The organism is Marinobacter antarcticus, from assembly GCF_900142385.1.
Lineage (GTDB): Bacteria > Pseudomonadota > Gammaproteobacteria > Pseudomonadales > Oleiphilaceae > Marinobacter > Marinobacter antarcticus.
The window spans coordinates 299,957-319,587 of the sequence record NZ_FRAQ01000001.1 but is presented as its reverse complement, the minus strand read 5'-3'; the positions used below and the strand labels follow the sequence as shown (position 1 = coordinate 319,587).

Sequence of the window (19,631 nt, the reverse complement as noted above, 5' to 3'; positions counted from 1 at the left end):
GGATCTGCCGTAATGAATTTGCTGAACAACCTGCGCATACGAACCCGCCTGCTTCTGGCCGTGCTGATACCTGTATTGGTTACAGCGGCCACCGTCGCCTGGATTTCTGTAAGTCAGATACAGGCCAATGGAGAGGCAGAGTTAAACCGCCTTGAGTCAAGTCTTCTGGAGGGTCGGAAGGCCGGTCTGAAGAACCTGATTGATGCTGCAGAAGCGGTAGTGCTGGAGGCTAAAAATAATCCTGCACTTACGGAAGATGAGGCCAAGGCAGCAGCGGCGTCGCGTTTGCGCTCCATCCGGTTTGAGAAAACCAACTACGTGTTTGCTTACAGACGTGATGTATACAACCTGGCATACGCCCCGGATCCGTCCAAAGAAGGCCCGAGCAATAATCCCACGCTCAAGCGGCTGGTTGGGGATCTTTTCAATGCCGGGGAATCCGGAGGCTACTACGGCTATGATTGGATGAACCCGGCTTCCGGTAACGAAGAGCCCAAGGTTTCCTATTCCACGATCATCCCGGGTTGGGACTGGATGATCGGTGCCGGCGTCTACGTGACGGATATTGACAAGAAGGTCGCGGCGGCACGTGTTGAAATCGAGGGAAATATAGTCGCAACCCTTGGCTTTATTCTGCTGGTCACCGTCGTCGTTGTGGTCATTTCATTGGTAATTGGCATTGCTGTCGGTCGCACGGTAACGAAGCCATTGAAGAGCATCAGCGATATGATGCAGGAAATCGCTGACGGTGAGGGTGATCTGCGGCAGCGCCTGCCGGAAGATGGAAGTGATGAGCTTTCGGAGTTGGGCCGCCGTTTCAATGCCTTTGTTATCAAAATTCAGACAACTATTCGGGAAGTTGGCGTCACGACGGATCAGGTTGCGTCTGCTGCGGAAGAGTTGAGCCGTGTTGCCAATGAAACGCGGGCGTCGGTGCAGGAGCAGGGCTCGGAAACCGACCAGATTGCCTCTGCGATTAATGAGATGGCTGCGACTATCCAGCAAATATCCGGTAACGCCAGCGAAGTTGAGGGCGCCGCATCGGATGCTGATCGCATGGCCCGAGACGGTGGTGAAACCATTGCCAGCGCTCAGGGTGCGGTAAACAAGTTGTCTGAGGAGATTCAGGAAAGCGCTCTCAGTATCAACGCTCTGGCGGAAAAGTCAGACGATATCCAGAAGGTTCTGGGTGTCATTCAGGCAGTCACCGAACAGACCAATCTACTGGCGCTGAACGCGGCAATAGAGGCCGCCCGGGCAGGTGATCATGGCCGCGGTTTCTCGGTGGTCGCAGATGAAGTGCGCCAGCTTGCCCGGCGCAGTGCGGAATCCGCAGATCAGATCCGGGAAATGATTGATGGCTTCGTGAGCGAATCACGTTCCGCCGTTGACCGTATGAACCGATCCCGGGATCGCTCGTCCGAGACAGTGGAGCGTATTAACCACGCGACGGGAGCCCTGGTGACAATCGAGAAATCAATCGGGCAGATTCACGACCAGGTTACCCAGATAGCCACTGCGGCAGAGCAGCAAAGCCAGGTGGCGGAAGAAATCAATCAGAACGTGGTGCGCATTGTCGATGCGGCACAGCGCAGTGATATCGGCGTCACTCAAACCAACGAGGCGAGCCATGAGCTGGCCCGCCTCGGCGAGAGCCTGAGGGAGCTTGTGGGCCAGTTCAAGGTTTGAGTCAGTTTGCCCGGAAGGTACAGATGGTCAGTTTACTTTTGGACGGGAAGGCTTTCACAGGCTAGTATTGGGGCGTTTGGCAATATCTATATAACATAATAATTCGATTTATGGTGCTAACAATGATAACTCGTCTGTTCAAAATCACAGCGGCAACGCTGTTGCTCTCTGTCAGTTCACTCAGCATGGCTGAGGAAAACTTCACTCTGCGTCTTGCGCAGACCTGGGGCCCAAACACTCCGATTCTGGGTGAGGCTGTCCAGCATATGGCTGATATGGCAGAAACCATGTCTGCCGGTCGCCTCAAGATCCGTATTGATGGATCCAACAAGCACAAGGCGCCTTTTGGTATCTTCGATCTGGTTCGCAATGGCCAGTACGATATGGGGCACACAGCATCCTATTACTACAAGGGCGCTATCCCCAATGCCATGTATTTCACCACGGTGCCGTTCGGCATGATTGCCCCGGAGCAATACGCCTGGTTTTACCACGGCGGTGGTATGGAACTGATGCAAAAAGTCTATGAACCTTACGGCCTGCTTTCCTTCCCGGGCGGTAATACGGGCAGCCAGATGGGTGGCTGGTTTCGTGAAGAGATCAAGTCTCTGGATGACCTGAAAGGCCTCAAGATGCGCACCCCGGGCTTCGCGGGGGAAGTCATGTCCGAGCTGGGTGTTGCGGTTACCAATATTCCCCCAGGCGAGCTCTATAGCGCGCTCGAGCGCGGTACCATTGATGCCCTTGAATGGGTTGGCCCTGCGCTGGATTTCGATATGGGCTTCCATCAGATTGCCAAGTACTACTATTCTGGCTGGCAGGAGCCGGGTGCCGAGGTGCAGTTTCTGGTTAACCAGAAAACCTGGAAGAGCCTGCCCAAGGACCTTCAGGAAATCCTTCGGGTTGCCATGCGTCTTGCTGCCTATGACATGTACATCCAGAACTATGACGAGAGTGGCGTTGCCTGGGCTCGCATGAAGACGGACTACCCGGATGTCACCCATAAGACCTTCCCGCCGGAGGTCATTGAGGGACTGCGCAATGCCACCAACAAGCTCCTGAAGGAAGCGGCCGAGAAGGACCCGCTGGCGAAGGAAATTATCACGTCCCAGCGTGAGTACCTTGAGCAGGTACGCCAGTGGACCAACATTTCAGACAAAGCCTACCTGGACAGCGTTGCTGACCAATAAAACCTTCCAAAGGCCCCGGGTTGCTTCTGCAACCCGGGCGCTTTCATGACAGAATGCGTCCCGTAGATGGATAACGCCGCTCAAATCGGGCGTTCCAGGTATAACGACGGGCAAAAATCCTGCATTGCTCTTTTTATACGGCGTTCTTTCTGAAAAAATACTCCGCTTATTCTTTGGGCAGGGCTGATGACTAGAACACTCCTATCGCTGAGCGGCATCAGCAAGCAGTTTAGCGGCAAGACCGTACTGGACGAACTCAGCCTCACCATTGATGACGGAGAGTTCATTACCCTTCTTGGGCCCTCCGGCTGTGGTAAAACCACCCTTTTGCGAATGATGGCGGGTTTTGAACTCCCGGATCAGGGCACCGTTACGCTGTCTGGCGTTGACATCACACAGACCCCGCCAGAGAGCCGCCCGCTTAATACAGTTTTCCAGAACTACGCACTGTTTCCTCACATGTCGGTTTTCGACAACGTGGCCTATGGCCTGAAGATGGAAAAACGGCCGAAAGCAGAAATACGCGAGCGGGTCGAAGACGTACTGGCCATGGTTCAGCTGGAGGACTTTGCCGGGCGCAAGCCGCACCAGCTTTCCGGCGGCCAGCAGCAGCGGGTTGCGATTGCCCGGGCTGTTGTCAAGCGGCCAAAGATGTTGTTGCTTGATGAGCCGCTGTCTGCCCTGGACTACAAACTGCGACGTACCATGCAGGTAGAACTCAAGCGCCTGCAGCGGGAGTTGGGCATTACCTTCGTGTTCGTTACCCACGATCAGGAAGAAGCGCTGTCCATGTCTGATCGCATTGCAGTGCTCAAGGACGGTTGTATTCAGCAGCTAGGCACGCCCCGGGAAGTCTATGAGCGCCCGGCGAACGTGTTTACTGCACGCTTTGTGGGTCAGACCAATTTCTTTCCCGGTCGTGTCACCAAAATTGAGGACGGTCGCATCAGCGTGGATGTGTTTGGACTGAGCCGGGAGTTGAGCAAGCCGTCTTTCCGTGTCGCGATGAATCAGCCATTGCACGTTCTGCTGCGCCCGGAAGATATCCGGGTACTTGCGCCGGATGATGCCGAGGGCGTTGCAGGCAAGATCGTAGAACGTAACTACAAAGGCAGCACCCTGGATTCGGTGATTGAACTGGAAGACGGCAGCCAGGTGATGGCCAGCGAGTTCTTTGATGAGGATGACCCGACCTTTGATTACAGCATTGGCGAGCGGGTACGTGTCAGCTGGGTAGACGGCTGGGAATGGTTGCTCGCGGAAGAAAGCGACGAACCATTGACCGACGAAGAGGAGCTGGCAGCCGATGATGCTGAGCATTAAGCAACAGCCGTTCAGAGCTGCTGTTCTGGTGCTGGTGTGGGGTTGGCTGCTGTTCCTCGTGCTTGCGCCCAATATGTTGGTGGTGGGTGCCAGCGTGATGACGCGGGATTCTTCGACCTTCATCTCACTGCCACTGAACCTGGATGCCTACCGGCAGCTGTTCAATCCCTTGTATCTGGAAGTGTTTCTTCACTCCCTGTACATGGCGGCCATGACTACGCTCGTTTGCCTGCTGATCGGCTATCCCTTCGCCTGGGCGTTGTCGCGGATGGAAAAGCGCCGTCAGGTGCTGCTGATCTTCCTGTTGATTGTGCCTTTCTGGACCAACTCCCTGGTGCGCACATACGCCCTTAAGCTGATCCTGGCCACCAACGGCCTGCTGAACAGTGCACTCATGTCCCTGGGCGTGATCGACGAGCCAGCTCAACTTCTCTATACCGAAGGCGCGGTGATCGTAGGCCTGGTGTATTTGTTGCTGCCGTTCATGATACTGCCGCTGTACTCAGTATTTGATGATCTGCGCCAGGACGTTCTGCTGGCCTCCCACGACTTGGGTGCAGGCCATTTCGCTACCTTTAAAAACGTCATTGTTCCGCTGACGCTGCCGGGAGTACTGGCGGGTGTCATGCTGGTATTGCTGCCGGCCATGGGGCTGTTCTTTGTGCCGGATATTCTGGGTGGTTCGCGCAATCTGCTGGTGGGCAATGTGATCAAGAACCAGTTTCTGGATGCCCGCAACTGGCCGTTTGGTGCCGCCGCCAGCATCATGCTGACCCTCACCATGGCGCTGCTGATGTTTGCTCACCGCCTGAGTAAGCGCCGCCTGGGCGAGGAGGCCGCGTAATGCGCTGGCTTTCCCGTAGCTATCTCGCGCTGGTGTACCTGCTTCTGTATGTGCCAATTGTTGTATTGGTGGTGTTTTCCTTTAACGACTCCCGCACAGGCTACGACTGGGGCGGACTCAGCCTGCGCTGGTACGAATCATTGTTCAATAATCACGCCATGATGCTGGCCATGTGGAATTCGCTTTGGCTGGCGCTCACGGCTGCCACCGTGTCTACGTTCATTGGCGCGCTTACTGCATTGGCTCTGCATCGCTATCGTTTTCGGGGCAAAAAGGTGCTGAGCGGCATGCTGTTTGTGGTCATGATGTCGCCAGAAATTGTGCTGGCGATTTCATTGCTGGGGCTATTCCTGTTGCTGGGTTTGAATCTGGGGTATGTATCACTGCTGCTGGCGCACGTTACTTTCTGCCTGCCGTTCGTAGTGATTACGGTTATGGCCCGGCTCACCGGCTTTGACGAGCGCTTGCCGGAGGCAGCGCGGGATCTGGGGGCCAGCGACTTCACCATGACCCGCACCGTGCTGATCCCGGTTATCATGCCCGCATTAATGGCAGGCTGGTTGCTCGGCTTCACGCTCTCCATGGACGATGTTGTGGTGAGCACCTTCGTGAGCGGCCCGAGCTATGAAATTCTGCCACTGCGCATCTACTCTATGGTGCGTGTGGGGCTTAAACCTGAAGTAAATGCACTTGGCACGCTGTTGCTGGTGTTCTCACTTGTAATGCTGATGTTGTCGCAATGGATTCTTTCAAGGAGCAAAAAATGAAAAAACTCGCACTGGCCGCCATGCTGGCACTTGGCCTGACTGGCTGTAGTTCTGACGATCCGCAGGTGCTGAATCTGTATAACTGGTCGGAGTATATGCCCCAGGAAGTGCTGACCCGTTTCGAGGAAGAGACCGGAATTCAGGTGGTCTACACCACCTATGACAGCAACGAAGCCATGTACGCACGGCTGAAACTTCTGGATGAGAGTGCCGCCTATGATCTTGCGGTGCCGTCAACTTACTACGTCAGCAAAATGCGCAATGAAGGGCTGTTGATGCCCATTGATCGAAGCAAAATCAGCGGCTTTGATCAGCTTGACCCGGAAATCACCGGCCTGGATATCGACCCGGATAACCAATACAGCGTGCCTTACCTCTGGGGTACAACAGGTATTGGTGTAGATACCGCCGATATTGAAGGCGAGCCGGTTACTGCCTGGGAAGATCTGTGGGATGAGCGTTTCAAGGGCCGGGTGATCCTGACCAACGATATGCGCGAAGTCTTCCACATGGGGCTGCGTGTTCTGGGTTACTCCGGTAACAGTACCGATCCACAGCAAATCGAAGAGGCCTATCTGAAGCTGACAGAGCTGATGCCCTCCGTGCGAACGTTTAACTCAGACGCACCGCGCATGCCATTCCTGGAAGGAGAAGCCGATGTGGGTATGATCTGGAACGGTGAGGCCGTTATGGGCAAGGAAAGCATGGAAACGCTTGAGTATGTGTATCCGAAAGAAGGTGTTATTGCTTGGCTGGACAGCTTTGTGATTCCGAAGAATGCAAAGAATCCGGAAGCGGCTCACAAGTTCATCAGCTTTGTTCTGCAGCCGGAAATCGCGGCGCTGATCAGTGAAGACATCGGCTATGCTACACCGGTGCTGTCGGCACGGGAGCTGTTGGGCGAAGAGATTGCCGGGGATCGCTCCAGCTATCCGACACCGGAAGACATGGTGAATGCCGAGTTTCAGTCCGATATTGGTGACGAAGCTCTGCAGATTTACGCCAAGTACTGGGAAAAGTTGAAATCAGGTCTTTGAACTGAGCTTTTCACCTGGAAACTGCAGAGGCGCCCCAGGCTCTGCAGTTTCCCCTTTCCTGTCTTAGATTTGTACACGTAAGGGCGATGGTGCTCTATACTTTCCTGCAAATCCCCTACCGGCAGGATTCCAGCGTCAATGCCCGCAGCCTTTCTGAGAATCCTGACTATCGTGCTTGGTGTTCTGTGCGCGCTTGGGCCTGTTGTAGCTGTTGCAGCACCGCAGCCTGTTACCGAAGGCTGGGAATACCGCTGGGGTGATTTACCCTTCAGTGCGGAAGGGGTGCCGGACTGGTCAGTTGCACAGCAGCCGGAGCAGTGGCACGCCATTGCTTTCCCCTCCAACCCTCCTGGTCGCGATGGCCGGGATCAGGTGTGGTACCGGGTAACATTGCCGGAGGGTGAGTGGCAAAATCCCGTTCTTTATATTTTCAGCGTCGATCTGATTGTCCAGGTCTGGCTGGATGGCGAAAACATCTACCAGTACGGCACTTTCGATAAAGACGGGCGAGGCGAGTTTGAAGGCTGGCCCTGGCACGAGATCGCACTGCCTGAAGGTTACGAGAACAAGACGCTCTATTTTCGCGTGTTTTCCGATTACACGGATATTGGCCTTTGGGGTGAGGTCAGCATCGTGGATCACTCAGAGCTCGTTCTCTATATTCTCGGAAATTCCCTTGAAGCTTTGCTTGTTGCCGGGTTCTCACTGCTGGTGGCTTTGCTCGCGCTGATTTTCTCTCTGCTTCAAGGCGGGAGAAGGACCTTTTCCAGCATTGCCCTGTTTGCACTGGCCTCTTCGGTCATGCTGGTGGCCGAGAGCCAGGCCAGCCTGCTGATTTTACCCCACGCCCTGTTATGGGATTATCTGGCGGCCGGAAGTTACTACCTGCTGCCTGTCGCGCTCGGGCTAATGCTGGATCAATGGCTGGAAGATCGCCGGCCCCGGGCGATCAGACTGATCTGGAAGCTGCACCTGGGTTATCTGGTTGGCGCTTTGGGCCTGGCTTTGACGGGTGTGGTGGACCTCTCGTCCACCTTCCCGCCTTTTGATGCTCTGCTTCTGATTTCACTGTCTGTGATGGGTTTGTTAATTGTGCCCCGATTCCGCTCACTGTCTGGAGAACAAAAAGTTCTTGTGGTGGCTTGCGGTGTATTTGGCGCCTTGCTTGTTGCCGATATGGCGGTGGCTCATGGTTTTCTGCCTTGGGGGCAGGTGCCGGTCAGTCTTGGCTTGCTCGTCTTTGCTCTGGCAGTTGTCATTATTTCACTGCGGCACTATGCGATTACTCAGCAAGCCTTGCAGGAGTTGACCGTGACCCTGGAGCAGCAGGTGGCCGAGCGTACAGAAAAAACGGAATCCCTTTTGCTGCGGGAGCAGGCAAGAGGGATTTTACTGTCGTTTGAGAATGAGAAGAGCCAGATATTCGCAGATGTGATTGCCGAGCTGCAGGCGTGTGTCAATTTGAGTCAGGCATTTCAGTTGCTCGTTGAAGCTATGCCAAGGCTCTGCAGTCCGCTCAAGGGTATGATCTATCGTCAAACGCTCAGCGGTAGTTATGAGCGTCTTGTGTATTGGGGCTATGGCGACGGGCACCCGGAGCTGGCGCCGGTTGTTGCGAATCTCAATAACCTGCCTGATCCGATTCGCCAGATCGTGGGGTCTATGGAGGACGCTGAAGCTGCAAACAAGGGCTGGCATGGACTGGTGTGCTTTCCTATCAATATTGAGTTCGCAAGCCATGGCACGGGGCTTGAAGGCTTATTACTGCTCGATGGCGATAGCATCAGCAACTCCGGGTACACCGAATACGGTGCGGCACGGCTTATGTCATCCATTAATCTGGTTGCGGAACGCATCGGGGTTACGCTTTCCGGCATTTCGCTAAGAGAGGATCTGCAGAGATTTTCCTATGAAGATGCGCTCACCGGCCTGAAAAATCGCCGGTATTTTGATCAGCTTTTCGAGCATGAAGCGGCCGTGGCTTTGCGCAAAGGCTCGCCATTATCGCTTCTGCTGCTGGATATCGATCATTTCAAACGCTTTAACGACACTCATGGACATGAAGCGGGTGATTTGGCTCTGCAGGCTTTCGCTTCGTTACTGAAAACCCGGTTTCGTGGCAGCGATATTGTCTGTCGTTACGGTGGTGAGGAGTTTGTCGTAATTTTGCCAGGCTCCGATATCGCCGGCGCCAGAGAGCGCGCAGAAGAGCTGCGTGAGGCAGCGAGGAAAGAGCCAGTGGTGTTTGAGGGCAACAGTCTGGGCCCTCTGACCATATCCATTGGTGTGGCTAACTGGCCGGACAGTACCGGCGAGCCGGGGCAGTTGTTGAAGCTTGCAGATGAAATGCTGTACCGGGCAAAAAGAGGCGGTCGTGATACCGTTGAAGTATTTTCAGAGTCTTAGCCGACCAGAAGATAGCATCTGGCCGGCCTGGACAATGTGTGCCCAGCTCAGACCACCAGAACCGGACACTTGGCGTGAGAGGCTACCCGGTGAGAGACGCTGCCCAGGAACATCGCTCCTTTGTCGCCGTGCAAACCGCGGCTACCGATGACGATCAGGTCGGCTTCCTTGTCCTGAGCAAACTCCACAATGACGCTTGAAGGGCGTCCTGCCTTCACAAAACCACGAACGTTTGTAGCACCCCGTTCTGCCGCCTGCAGTTTGGCATGTTCAACCAGTTCTTTCGCGTGTTCTGACAGTACCTTGTCCGGTATATCCATGCCCGGAGGCCTGTCTATGGATAGTGAAGCCTGAAACAGGCTGTGATGTTTGTATACGCACAGCAAATAGATCTCAGCATCGGTAAGCTGCTGCAGCCCAATGGCCTTTTCCAGCGCCGCCAGGGCTGACTTGGAACCGTCTACGGCTACCAGGATCCTCTTGAACATGTCTTTCTCCTTAAGATTCCGGTTCGGTTACGAGTCAGTCCCTGAAGGCCACGTCACGCAGGAACAGTGCAATTTGCGGGAAGGCGATGATCAGCCCCGCTGCTGCCACCAGCATAAAGACAAACGGTGGCGTACCTCGGATCACTTCCCAGTACGGGCGCTTGAATATGGCTATAGCAGTGAATATGTCGCAACCAAAGGGTGGCGTTGCCGAGCCTATGGCCACCTGAAGTACAATCAGAACCCCGACAAGCACCGGATCCAGCCCGGTGGCCTGAATCGCCGGTGCAAAGATCGGCGTCAGCACCAGGATCACCACTATCGGATCGACAAACATGCAGGCAACGAAGAAGGCAATACAGATCGCAATCAGCACGCCGACCGGACCTGCTTCATTGACACCGACAGACTCCAGTATGGCTTGCGGGATCTGTGCAAAGGAAATAATCCACGAAAAACCGTTACCGACAGCAACCAGTATGAAAACCACTGCGGTAATCAGGCCAGTGGATTTGGCGATCCGATAAATGTCCGGCAATTTCAGCGAGCGGAAAATCGCGAATTCCAGCAGGAACGCGTAGAGCACGCACACCGCAGCGGCTTCAGTCGGACTGAAAATGCCTCCATAGATACCGCCCACAATGATAACCGGGAAGAACAGCGGCCATAGCGCTTCACGGACGGCGACCCCCCGATCTCTCCAGCCGACCCTTTCCTCGGTGGGAACGTTGTTAACGTAAGCATAGATCAGGCAATAAATTGAAAACATGGCCAGAATCAATAGGCCGGGGCCGATGCCGGCAATGAACAGTTCGGCAATGGAGGTTCCGGATATAACCCCGTAAATAATGAAGCCGATACTGGGGGGGATCAGAAAGGCAATGTCACTGGCGTTGATGATCAGCGCGAGCGAAAACGAGTCGGAATAACCCGCTTTGAGCAGTTTTGGCCGCAGGGGAGAGCCCACAGCTACAACGGTCGCCTGGGTAGAACCGGAAACCGCACCAAACAGTGTGCACGAGGCAGCAGTACTGATTGCCAGCCCACCTTTTACGTGGCCAATGAACGCCATAACCATATTGATCAGGCGGTCTGCGGACTGGCCGCGGGTCATGATGTCCGCCGCCAGAATGAACATGGGCACGGCAATGAGAGATGCGGGGCGGATGCCTCCCATCATCTGCTGAACAAAGGTGCCCATCTGTCCGAAGCCATCAAACATCATTACAAAACCGACCACCGCACCGGCAATCAGCGGAACCATCATCGGGAAGCCCAGCAGTAGCAGCCCGATCATGATCGCCATCATTATAGTTGCCATGAGTTTCTATCCTCTGTTAAAGCAGCTGCAGGGTTCAGACTTCGGATTCGCTGTCCGCATAGCCGTCGATCACACCGGTGGAGAGGTACACATCCTCGCTGGTGAGGTTTTTGATGGCCGTGAGGAAATACTGGATGCCAGTGATCGCAAAGCCCACTGGGGCCCAGATGTAAATCCACCAGATTTCAAAACCCAGCGCCGGCAGAATTCGCCCACGGCTTTGGAGGGTTTCGACATACCCATAGGAGTGGTAACAGAGGAAAAACATCACCACGGATGTAAACAGGGCAATGAAAATCATCAGTACTTTGCGTCCTTTTGGTGGGATCGCATCATAAATCGCAGACATTCGGATATGGCGGCCATGGCGGGCCGCGTAGCCAATACCTGCAAAAGTTATCAGGATAATAAGAATTCGGTTGATCTCACCGGAGAAAAACAGGCCTTCACCGAAGACAAAGCGTGCAATAACGTTGATGCATGTATTGACGGCCATGAGCATCACGCCAACCGCGAGCATGACGGCCTCGGTCTTGGCAATGACTTCATCAATGGTTCCCAGAAATCCGGGCAAGCCGGACTCATAGGTGCCGGTATCGTCTTCTAGATCCGGAGAGTTCTCGGACATGGGGGTCTGCTCCAGAGCATGTCGCTCCCGGCCGGTAGGTAGTCCCCGGCGGGGCGGGGGTTAAGAAAGATTCCCGCCGGGCGGGGCCCGGCGGGAATGGAGCCATTATGTTCAGTTGCTCTGAATGGCTTCCAGGTCTGCTTTGAACTGGTTGAGCAATTTCTCGCCGCTTTTGCCTGCCATTTCAACGTACTTCTTCTCGACCTGCGGAGCTCGGGCCTTGAATACGTCGATCTGCTCGTCAGTCAGACGGGTGACCGTGACCTCATCACTGGCCTTCCGGATTTTAGCCAGTGCTTCGTCTGCCAGACCATCGATGTGCACAATGATCTCTTCAAACGCATAGTCGGCAGCATCCTGCACCAGCTTCTTGTCGGCGTCGGACAGGCCTTCATAGAAATTCTGGTTAGCCATCATAGCGGTGGTGAACCAGCCATGACTGGTAAAGATCAGATTTGGAGATACTTCATACAGTCCGCCAGATTCGATCCAGAAGATCGGGTTTTCCTGGCCCTGAATCATGTTGGTCTGCAGCGCGCCGTATACTTCGCCCCAAGGAAGTGGAGTCGGAGTTGCACCAAAGGCTGAGTAGGTTTCGGACAGCAATGGGTTGGTCATTACACGGATCTTCTTGTTGTTGAAGCCCTCTGGGCTGGTGACCACCTCATCAACCGTAACTACCATTTCGCCTTCCGGATACATCTTCAACAGTTCCAGACCCTGGTCTGCGTAAAGCTTCGGAAAATCCTCGTTGATCGCCTTACTCTCACGGAAGAACTTGACGACTGTCTTCATGTCGGTAGGCATCAGATACGGGATGAAAAAAATCTGTGCTTCCGGAATCAGGGCACCCGTGAAACCAGGAGACTGGTTTACAAAGTTCAGGATGCCAGCCTGGGTCTGTTCCATGATGTCATCGGACTCGCCCAACTCTCCGAACCGGTAAACCTGCAACGTGTTGTCCGAATTTTCCTCGATGTATTCCTTGAACTTATACGCGTATACGTCCTGTACGTCGCCTTCATACTCTTCGTGTGCATAGCGCCAATTGGCTGCGTTCACGGAGTTTGCTGCGGTCATCGCCGCGAATGCGAACGCTGAAATTCCCACCAGTTTCTTGAATTTTCTCATGCTGCTCATCGGGTTCTCTCCGTTCGTTTTTTTACAGATAATTATTGTTACATTACTAAAGACTGGCAAAACTTAACGACTTTCGCAAGAAATTGACGTTTTTGGTTTATTTCTGATCAGTACTTATGATGTTGGTGCCTGCTCTTGAAAGAAACGCCCGGAACTCATCAGTAATCCGGTCAAGGCTGTTCTCGAGGCGGTGGCCATCGGGCAGCATCAGCGCCGGAAGCGCCTGCTCGCGGGCAAACTCTATAACTGGTATAACAGGCACAACGTCGTCATCCCAGCCATGAATAATTTGCACGTGTCGGGCCTGGATGAGCGGGCTGGATTGCGGGTAGTTTGGGAGCGCCAGTGCCGGAGCTAGCAGGAAACACCCCAGAACCGGTATCTGGGCGCTGGTCTGTGCGCATACCCAGCCGCCCATGCTGGAGCCGGCCAGAATGATGTTTTCCGGTGCTGCGCCGCTGGCGGCAATGGCATCCTGCATCTGAGTGAGCCGAACCGCCGGGTCTTTGCTGCTCCGGTGGTCAACGGCATAGGCCTGAACCTTGTCGCAGGTCTCCGCCAGAGTTTTCAGGGCCTGGATTTTGGTGCTGCCAGGGCCGCTCTCGAGCCCGTGGGAGAGAAAAACATGCGTAGTCGTTTGTCTGGTCATGGATCAGCCTTACCGAAGCAGATATGTCAGTCTGACCGGATGATGGGCACGGTTTTTTCTTATGTCCAGTTGCTGGTCTGAACTACTGGGCTGTTCCAAGCGTAATCTATTGTTCGAATTATGCGAGAGGGTGTGGTCTGTGGAAACGCTAAAAAGAAACATGATGTTGGTACTTTTCATGATGGGTACATTGATGGCGATGGCTTTAAACGCCAGCAATGCAAAAGCAGATTCGTGTCCGGCTTTTCTTGATCATGACCTGAGAAAACTGCATTCCAGCGATGTAATTAATCTGTGCGACGTTGCATGGGGTAAGCCTGTTCTGGTGGTAAATACGGCGAGCCATTGTGGTTACACAGGGCAGTTCGAAGGGCTGGAAGCACTGCATAAGGAGTATCAGGCAGACGGCCTGGTGGTCGTTGGTTTCGCCAGCGATGATTTCAGGCAGGAGGCTGCCACTGAGTCTGAGGCTGCATCCGTGTGCTTCAAGAATTTCGGGGTTACTTTTACCATGATTGCGCCTGGCCCGGTGACTGGGGCAGACGCTAATCCCATCTTCCGGGAAATTGCCGCTCAGAGCACGGCGCCGCGCTGGAACTTCACGAAATATCTGATCGATCGGGAAGGCAAGGTGGTGCAGTCCTTCCCCAGTCGCATACGCCCGGACGATCCGGAGCTTGTCAGGGCGGTGGAGTCGTTGCTCTGACCTACGGTCGTGTGGCCTCTAGTATATCAAGCGCATGACGGCGCTTTGCTGGGTCATGAATGTCGACCGTGAACATAATCTCGTCCACAGTCACGCTGGCCAGCAGTTCATTAAGCTGCCTCTTAATGGCCGCGGCATCACCGAGCAACTGAAGTGCCAGAAAGTCTTTTACTGCGGCCTGTTCGCCCGCATTCCACAGGCCGTCCATGGATTCTACTGGTGCTTTCATCCAGAGCGGCTGGCCCCTGAATAGCGCCAGGATGCGTTGGTAACTGGTGGTTGCCAGATACTGCGCTTCTTCCATCGAATCTGCTGGCACGGCGGGAACCGCCAAAATGCTGTAAGGCTGTTTCAGCTGCCCGGAAGGCTGAAAGTTGTCCCGGTAGACCTTCAGCGCTTCATGGTACAGGCGCGGGGCGAAGTGCCCGGCAAATGCATAGGGTAAGCCCCGCATGGCTGCGAGCTGGGCACTGTAGAGGCTGGAGCCGAGCAGCCAGATTGGCACATTGGTTCCGGCGCCGGGGATGGCCTTAACCGCCTGGCCAGGCTGCAAAGGCGCGAGCAGGGATTGCAGCCGCGCAACGTCTTCCGGGAACTGTTCTGCCCCCAAGCCATCCCGGCGCAGGGCGCGAGCCGTTATGGGATCGGTGCCCGGCGCCCGGCCGAGCCCCAGATCAATCCGGCCCGGGTAGAGGCTTTCCAGAGTGCCGAACTGCTCGGCGATCACCAATGGCGGGTGGTTAGGCAGCATCACGCCACCGGAGCCAACCCGAATGGTCTGGGTCTTGCCGGCGATGTGGCCAATCAGCACCGAGGTGGCAGAGCTGCTGATACCTTCCATATTGTGGTGTTCTGCCAGCCAGAACCGCTTAAAACCGAGTTTTTCAGCATGTTGGGCATAGGCCACGCTGTTTGCCAGCGTGGTGCCTACGGAATCGCCTTCGCGAACCGAAGCGAGTTCCAGCAGTGAGTAGTCAGGATAGTTGATCATGGTGCTCCTGGATTGTGCCCTCTGGTGTGATGATCAGGCAGCCAGATATCGACAATGACCGGAGGGTTAAGAGGTTTGAAGTGGCCGTTACAGGTGCTGGCATTGATCTTCATGAGTATGTCCGAAGATATGGAGCTTCAGGGCCAGGGTTTCAACCTTTGTGACAGATCCGGAGGCGAAAGGGCTTCGATTCTTCTGCTGGTGGTTTTCCGTTGTATGATGAAGTTCCGACATGTGCCTTGGAGGCCGAGTAAATGCGACCGAGCGGTTATTACGAAAGCGATACAACGCTTGCCCAGTATTGTGAGTTCCATTTCGGAGAGCAGTGGCATGGAGAGTCGAATTTCCCGAAGGAACTGGCGCTGGCGTGTATTGATGCCATGAATGATCGAGTCATGGGCAGGGCGCTGGATATCGGCTGTGCCTGTGGTCGATCCACATTCGAGCTGGCGAGGCAGTTCGAGCATGTGGATGGGGTCGACTTCTCGGCCAGCTTCATTCACAAATGTGTGGAAATGGCGGAACAGAAATTTGTCCGTTATGCTCGCCCCGAGGAAGGGGAGCTGGTGAGCTATCATGAGCGCACATTGGTGGACCTGGGACTGGATCATACCGTGGAGAAGGTAGCTTTCCATCAGGGCGATGCCTGCGACCTGAAACCTCAGTTCAACGGTTATGATCTGGTGCTCGCGGCCAACCTGATCGACCGTCTGTATAAGCCTTCGACCTTCCTCACGACGATACATGAGCGGATCAATGATGGCGGGTTGCTGGTCATTGCGTCGCCTTATACCTGGCTTGAGGAATACACTCCCAAAGGGGAATGGATTGGCGGATTTCAGAAGAATGGTGAAGACTACAGCACGCTGGATGGCCTGCGGGAAATGCTCGCACCGCACTTCCACATTTTGGGCGAGCCGCGCCGTCTGCCGTTCGTAATCCGGGAGACCCGGAACAAATTCCAGCACAGTTTTTCGGAACTAACCGTGTGGCAGAAGGTCTGACTGCCAGATCCGAGGCTTGTCATCAAACTGTCATCGGTATTGATTTAGGATGCCCCCTCATCAGGACGATATGCATTGCGTTTATGCATCGTGTGAATGCTTTAACCGGGGACATCCCCGGTTTTTTTATGCCTGCACGATAGGAGAGGAAAAGTGAGGACGATCGCGTTTTACAGTATGAAGGGAGGCGTAGGTAAAACCGCCGCTGCAGTCAATATCGCTTATCTGGCGAGTCAGGCGGGTTACTCCACACTGCTCTGGGATCTGGATCCGCAAGGCGCATCGAGCTGGTACCTGGCAGGGGCAAACAGGGTCAAGGGACATAAACTGTCTGATCTATTAAAGGGGAAAACGCCCATTGCCGAATTCATTCATGAGAGCGGTTACCCCAACCTGGATTTTATCCCTTCCCATACAAGTTTCCGTAACCTGGATTTGAAGCTTGATCAGGATGACAGCACTAACCTGATCAAGGAGTGGCTGGCGCCGCTCTCTGAGGAAACCAGTCTTGTGGTGCTGGATTGCCCGCCCTCGTTGTCCCGTTTGTCGGAACAGGTCCTGAAAGCGGCGGATGCCGTATTTGTGCCGGTGATACCTACCTGGCTTTCCCTCAATAGCTGGGAACAGCTACAGGCGTTCGCAAAAGAGAAAAAGCTGAAACCGTCACGGCTGCACCCTTTCTATTCCATGGCCGATCGTCGCAAGAATCTGCACCGGGATCTTATTGACGGTCAGGATGAGTATTTGCCAAAGGGTCTGAAAACCATTATTCCCAATGCCAGTGTGGTCGAGAAAATGGGGGAGAATGGCACGCCGGTAGAGCTGATCGCTCCGGCTTCGGTGGCTGCAGATGCCTACCGGCGTTTATGGCGTGAAATTCAACACCTGCTCTGAGCCCCTCACTGCATCTTGAAGCCCTTTCCCTTTAGAAAGTCTTTCATGTGCGGACGCAGTTTGCTGGTGAACAGGGGCTTCAGTTGCTCTGACCAGTTGGTGTCCTTGTTGCCACCGGTTCGCGCCAGATAGTACTTGTTCATGGTCTTGTCGAAGTCCGCTACCTGGGCTTCATCCTGTTCGTCCTGGTAATAGTCTTCCTTGAGAATGGTCTCTGCTGGCAGCCGGGGTTTAACTTCCGGGTTCTGGTCAGGGTAACCGAGGCACATCCCGAACACCGGATACACGTGTTCAGGCAGGTGGAGAATCTCGCTGATTTCTGCAGGATTGTTCCGGATGCCGCCAATGTAACAAAGTCCCAGACCCTCTGATTCAGCGGCAATGGCAACATTCTGAGCCATCAGTGCGGTGTCGACACTGGCGATTACCAGCTGCTCTGTCATGCCGCGAACGACGTCTGCACCAGCCCTCTCTGCTGCTTCCGTAGAGCGTTTCATATCAGCGCAGAACACCAGGAAATCCGAGCATTCGGCAATGTAGGTCTGCCCACCGGCGAGCTCTGCAATTTTTTGGCGGTTTTCCGGATTAACTACGTGAATTACGGAATAGGCCTGAACGTGACTGGACGTGGCTGCACTCTGGCCGGCACGGATGAGCTCCACGAGCAGCTCGCGGGAAATCTTCTGGTCCGTGAATTTCCGGATGGAGCGGTGGGATTTCAGTAGTTCAATGGTCGGGTTCATGATACCTCGCAATCGTTGAATTTCAGATAGCATACGAACGTTTTAAAAAATGGAGGATACGGTGTTTCGCTGGTGCACGCATGTATTGGTGAGAGCTTGTTGTTCAGGCCACCTCTATTTGGACCAACGCAGTTCGGATCTGGTCAGGGATAGCGGTTGCCTTGTTGGTCTCCTGATCAACAAAAACATGAACCACTTGCCCAAGTGCCGATGCTTCGTTTTCGCCTTGTTTGAAAATGCCGAGTTCGTACGTCACGGAACTGTTGCCGGTCTTCACAACTCGCAGTCCGGCCTCAATGGCATCAGGGTAGGCGACGGGTTTGCGGAACTGACAGTTTGAACTCACGACATACCCCACCACGGTCGCGGAATGGATGTCGAGGCCGCCCTCTTCGATAAGATAGCGGTTGATGGCGGAATCGAAGTAGGAGTAATAGGTGACATTGTTCACATGTCCATACACATCGTTGTCCATCCAACGGGTGCTTATGGGATAGAAAACCTGAAAATTGCTTCGTTCCAAGGATACTCTCCTTTGGGTTAATTAAGGGGCTGTCCAGTGATTCTGTGCCGAGCCCGCATTGCGGGCGATCGTGTTAGAACGCTGCCTGGTAAATCGCCAACGCGTCAGCTTCCGACACTTCTCTCGGGTTGTTCACCAGTAGTCGGGTTTGTTTCATGGCATCGGCTGCCATTACCGACAGATCGGATTCGCCAATACCAACCTCACGCAGGGTTTGCTCTAGCCCCAGGTCTGCACTCAAGGCTTCAAGACGATGGATGAACTCGTCAACCCGCCGTTCCTTCGGAACGGAGGCCAGATCCGGGAAAGCGTCCGGTGCCAGGGTGGCGTAGGCATCGGCGCAAGCGCAGGCGTTAAAGCGCATGACATGGGGCAGTACCAATGCATTGGAGAGGCCGTGCGGGACGTGGAAAATACCCCCGATCGGATACGCCAGGGCATGCACTGCGGCTACCGGAGAGTTGGCAAAGGCCTGCCCGGCCAGCATGGCGCCAAGTAGCATGTCGGAGCGCGCCTGAACGTTACTTCCCTCTTTTATCGCGGTTTCAATGTTGGCCCCGAGCAGTCGAAGAGCTTCACGGGCCAAAGCACGCGACACCGGATTGTTGTTCGCCGATGCGGAGGTGTAGCTCTCAATGGCGTGCACCATTGCGTCGATGCCCGTTGCTGCAGTCACAGGGGCTGGTAGGCCGAGGGTAAGCTCGGCATCCAGCAGGGCAATGTCGGGAAGCAGCTGCGGCGCCACAACACCTTTTTTCTCGGTCGCACCCACGGTGATGATGGAAATGGGCGTCACCTCAGAGCCGGTGCCCGCGGTGGTGGGAATCTGAATCAGCGGGAGCCGCTGGCCCTTGGCCTGTCCAACGCCGTATACATCCTCCAGATTTTCGCCGCCTCCGATTAACAGCGCAACCAGCTTGGCGACGTCCATGGAGGAGCCCCCACCAAATCCAATGACACCGTCGATGTTGGCTGCCCGGGCTTCCGCAAGGGCGGCTTCCACGACCGCAACAGGGGGGTCAGCGACAACACCATCGAAGACGCGATAGTGCACACCGGCCTGATCCAGAGAATCTGTTGCGGCGCCCAGCAAGCCTGCCTTGACCAGACCCGGGTCGGTCACCAACAGAACACTGTTGCCAATCTGCGCACTCACAATGGTGCCAAGACGTTTGATGGATCCCGGTTCGCAGATGACGCTTTTGGTCGTGTTAAAGGTAAATGCTGGCATTATTCTCTCCTGGGTCAGAGACTCCATTGGCATAACGCTGCCGGCCTGAACTGCGAG

Annotated in this window: 19 protein-coding genes; 10 read left to right on the top strand and 9 right to left on the bottom strand. The window is 54.7% G+C overall.

Features of this window, described 5'->3' with window-relative positions:
- Positions 1–12 precede the first annotated feature (12 nt).
- The 7 genes from BUA49_RS01535 (at position 13) to BUA49_RS01505 (ending at position 9,256) form a co-directional block, all read left to right on the top strand.
- On the top strand, positions 13–1,689 hold the full coding sequence (locus tag BUA49_RS01535; RefSeq protein WP_072795040.1) for a methyl-accepting chemotaxis protein: 1,677 nt from the start codon (positions 13–15) through the stop codon (positions 1,687–1,689).
- Between the two features lie 122 nt (positions 1,690–1,811).
- A complete protein-coding gene (locus BUA49_RS01530; RefSeq protein WP_072795039.1) occupies positions 1,812–2,879 on the top strand; it encodes a TRAP transporter substrate-binding protein in 1,068 nt (355 codons plus the stop codon).
- A gap of 186 nt (positions 2,880–3,065) precedes the next feature.
- The gene (gene potA, locus BUA49_RS01525; RefSeq protein WP_072795038.1) at positions 3,066–4,202 is read left to right on the top strand and encodes a spermidine/putrescine ABC transporter ATP-binding protein PotA; all 1,137 of its coding nucleotides are present in this window, start codon (positions 3,066–3,068) and stop codon (positions 4,200–4,202) included.
- Complete coding sequence (potB, locus tag BUA49_RS01520) at positions 4,186–5,046, top strand: spermidine/putrescine ABC transporter permease PotB (protein ID WP_072795037.1); 861 nt, start codon at positions 4,186–4,188, stop codon at positions 5,044–5,046. Before potA ends, potB begins: the two co-directional genes overlap by 17 nt.
- Complete coding sequence (gene potC, locus BUA49_RS01515) at positions 5,046–5,813, top strand: spermidine/putrescine ABC transporter permease PotC (protein ID WP_072795036.1); 768 nt, start codon at positions 5,046–5,048, stop codon at positions 5,811–5,813. Before potB ends, potC begins: the two co-directional genes overlap by 1 nt.
- Positions 5,810–6,850, top strand: a complete 1,041-nt coding sequence (locus tag BUA49_RS01510) for an extracellular solute-binding protein (RefSeq protein ID WP_072795035.1) — start codon at positions 5,810–5,812, stop codon at positions 6,848–6,850. The genes potC and BUA49_RS01510 overlap by 4 nt, the downstream gene beginning before the upstream one ends.
- A gap of 138 nt (positions 6,851–6,988) precedes the next feature.
- Complete coding sequence (locus BUA49_RS01505; RefSeq protein ID WP_072795034.1) at positions 6,989–9,256, top strand: diguanylate cyclase; 2,268 nt, start codon at positions 6,989–6,991, stop codon at positions 9,254–9,256.
- A 47-nt stretch (positions 9,257–9,303) separates the two neighbouring features.
- Here the strand turns inward: BUA49_RS01505 and BUA49_RS01500 are convergent, their stop codons facing one another.
- The 5 genes from BUA49_RS01500 to BUA49_RS01480 all read right to left on the bottom strand — a co-directional run bounded on the left by BUA49_RS01500 (position 9,304) and on the right by BUA49_RS01480 (position 13,482).
- Complete coding sequence (locus BUA49_RS01500) at positions 9,304–9,744, bottom strand: universal stress protein (protein WP_072795033.1); 441 nt, start codon at positions 9,742–9,744, stop codon at positions 9,304–9,306.
- 34 nt (positions 9,745–9,778) lie between these two features.
- On the bottom strand, positions 9,779–11,065 hold the full coding sequence (locus BUA49_RS01495) for a TRAP transporter large permease (protein WP_072795032.1): 1,287 nt from the start codon (positions 11,063–11,065) through the stop codon (positions 9,779–9,781).
- 34 nt (positions 11,066–11,099) lie between these two features.
- Positions 11,100–11,693: a TRAP transporter small permease gene (locus tag BUA49_RS01490; protein WP_072795031.1), complete on the bottom strand. Its 594-nt coding sequence runs from the start codon at positions 11,691–11,693 to the stop codon at positions 11,100–11,102.
- Between the two features lie 111 nt (positions 11,694–11,804).
- Complete coding sequence (locus tag BUA49_RS01485) at positions 11,805–12,833, bottom strand: TRAP transporter substrate-binding protein (protein WP_072795030.1); 1,029 nt, start codon at positions 12,831–12,833, stop codon at positions 11,805–11,807.
- A gap of 97 nt (positions 12,834–12,930) precedes the next feature.
- Complete coding sequence (locus BUA49_RS01480) at positions 12,931–13,482, bottom strand: YqiA/YcfP family alpha/beta fold hydrolase (RefSeq protein ID WP_072795029.1); 552 nt, start codon at positions 13,480–13,482, stop codon at positions 12,931–12,933.
- A gap of 178 nt (positions 13,483–13,660) precedes the next feature.
- Here BUA49_RS01480 and BUA49_RS01475 point away from each other — a divergent pair, with 178 nt between their 5' ends.
- A complete protein-coding gene (locus BUA49_RS01475) occupies positions 13,661–14,188 on the top strand; it encodes a glutathione peroxidase (protein WP_072797570.1) in 528 nt (175 codons plus the stop codon).
- A 1-nt stretch (position 14,189) separates the two neighbouring features.
- On the opposite strand, the gene BUA49_RS01470 is transcribed toward BUA49_RS01475, so the two are convergent.
- Complete coding sequence (locus BUA49_RS01470) at positions 14,190–15,179, bottom strand: LLM class flavin-dependent oxidoreductase (RefSeq protein WP_072795028.1); 990 nt, start codon at positions 15,177–15,179, stop codon at positions 14,190–14,192.
- A gap of 254 nt (positions 15,180–15,433) precedes the next feature.
- On the opposite strand from BUA49_RS01470, the gene BUA49_RS01465 reads away from it, so the two are divergent.
- Both BUA49_RS01465 and BUA49_RS01460 read left to right on the top strand, forming a co-directional pair.
- Positions 15,434–16,183, top strand: a complete 750-nt coding sequence (locus BUA49_RS01465) for a putative 4-mercaptohistidine N1-methyltransferase (protein WP_072795027.1) — start codon at positions 15,434–15,436, stop codon at positions 16,181–16,183.
- Between the two features lie 153 nt (positions 16,184–16,336).
- Positions 16,337–17,077 carry a ParA family protein gene (locus tag BUA49_RS01460; RefSeq protein WP_072795026.1) on the top strand — a complete coding sequence of 247 codons (741 nt, stop codon included), beginning with the start codon at positions 16,337–16,339 and terminating at the stop codon, positions 17,075–17,077.
- A gap of 5 nt (positions 17,078–17,082) precedes the next feature.
- Here BUA49_RS01460 and nfsA read toward each other — a convergent pair whose 3' ends face one another.
- The 3 genes from nfsA to BUA49_RS01445 all read right to left on the bottom strand — a co-directional run bounded on the left by nfsA (position 17,083) and on the right by BUA49_RS01445 (position 19,574).
- Positions 17,083–17,820 (bottom strand): oxygen-insensitive NADPH nitroreductase, encoded by a 738-nt coding sequence (gene nfsA, locus BUA49_RS01455; protein ID WP_072795025.1) that lies wholly within the window; start codon positions 17,818–17,820, stop codon positions 17,083–17,085.
- Between the two features lie 103 nt (positions 17,821–17,923).
- Positions 17,924–18,343: an acyl-CoA thioesterase gene (locus BUA49_RS01450; RefSeq protein ID WP_072795024.1), complete on the bottom strand. Its 420-nt coding sequence runs from the start codon at positions 18,341–18,343 to the stop codon at positions 17,924–17,926.
- Positions 18,344–18,416: 73 nt separating this feature from the next.
- Positions 18,417–19,574 carry an iron-containing alcohol dehydrogenase gene (locus BUA49_RS01445; protein ID WP_072795023.1) on the bottom strand — a complete coding sequence of 386 codons (1,158 nt, stop codon included), beginning with the start codon at positions 19,572–19,574 and terminating at the stop codon, positions 18,417–18,419.
- Between the last annotated feature and the right edge of the window lie 57 nt (positions 19,575–19,631).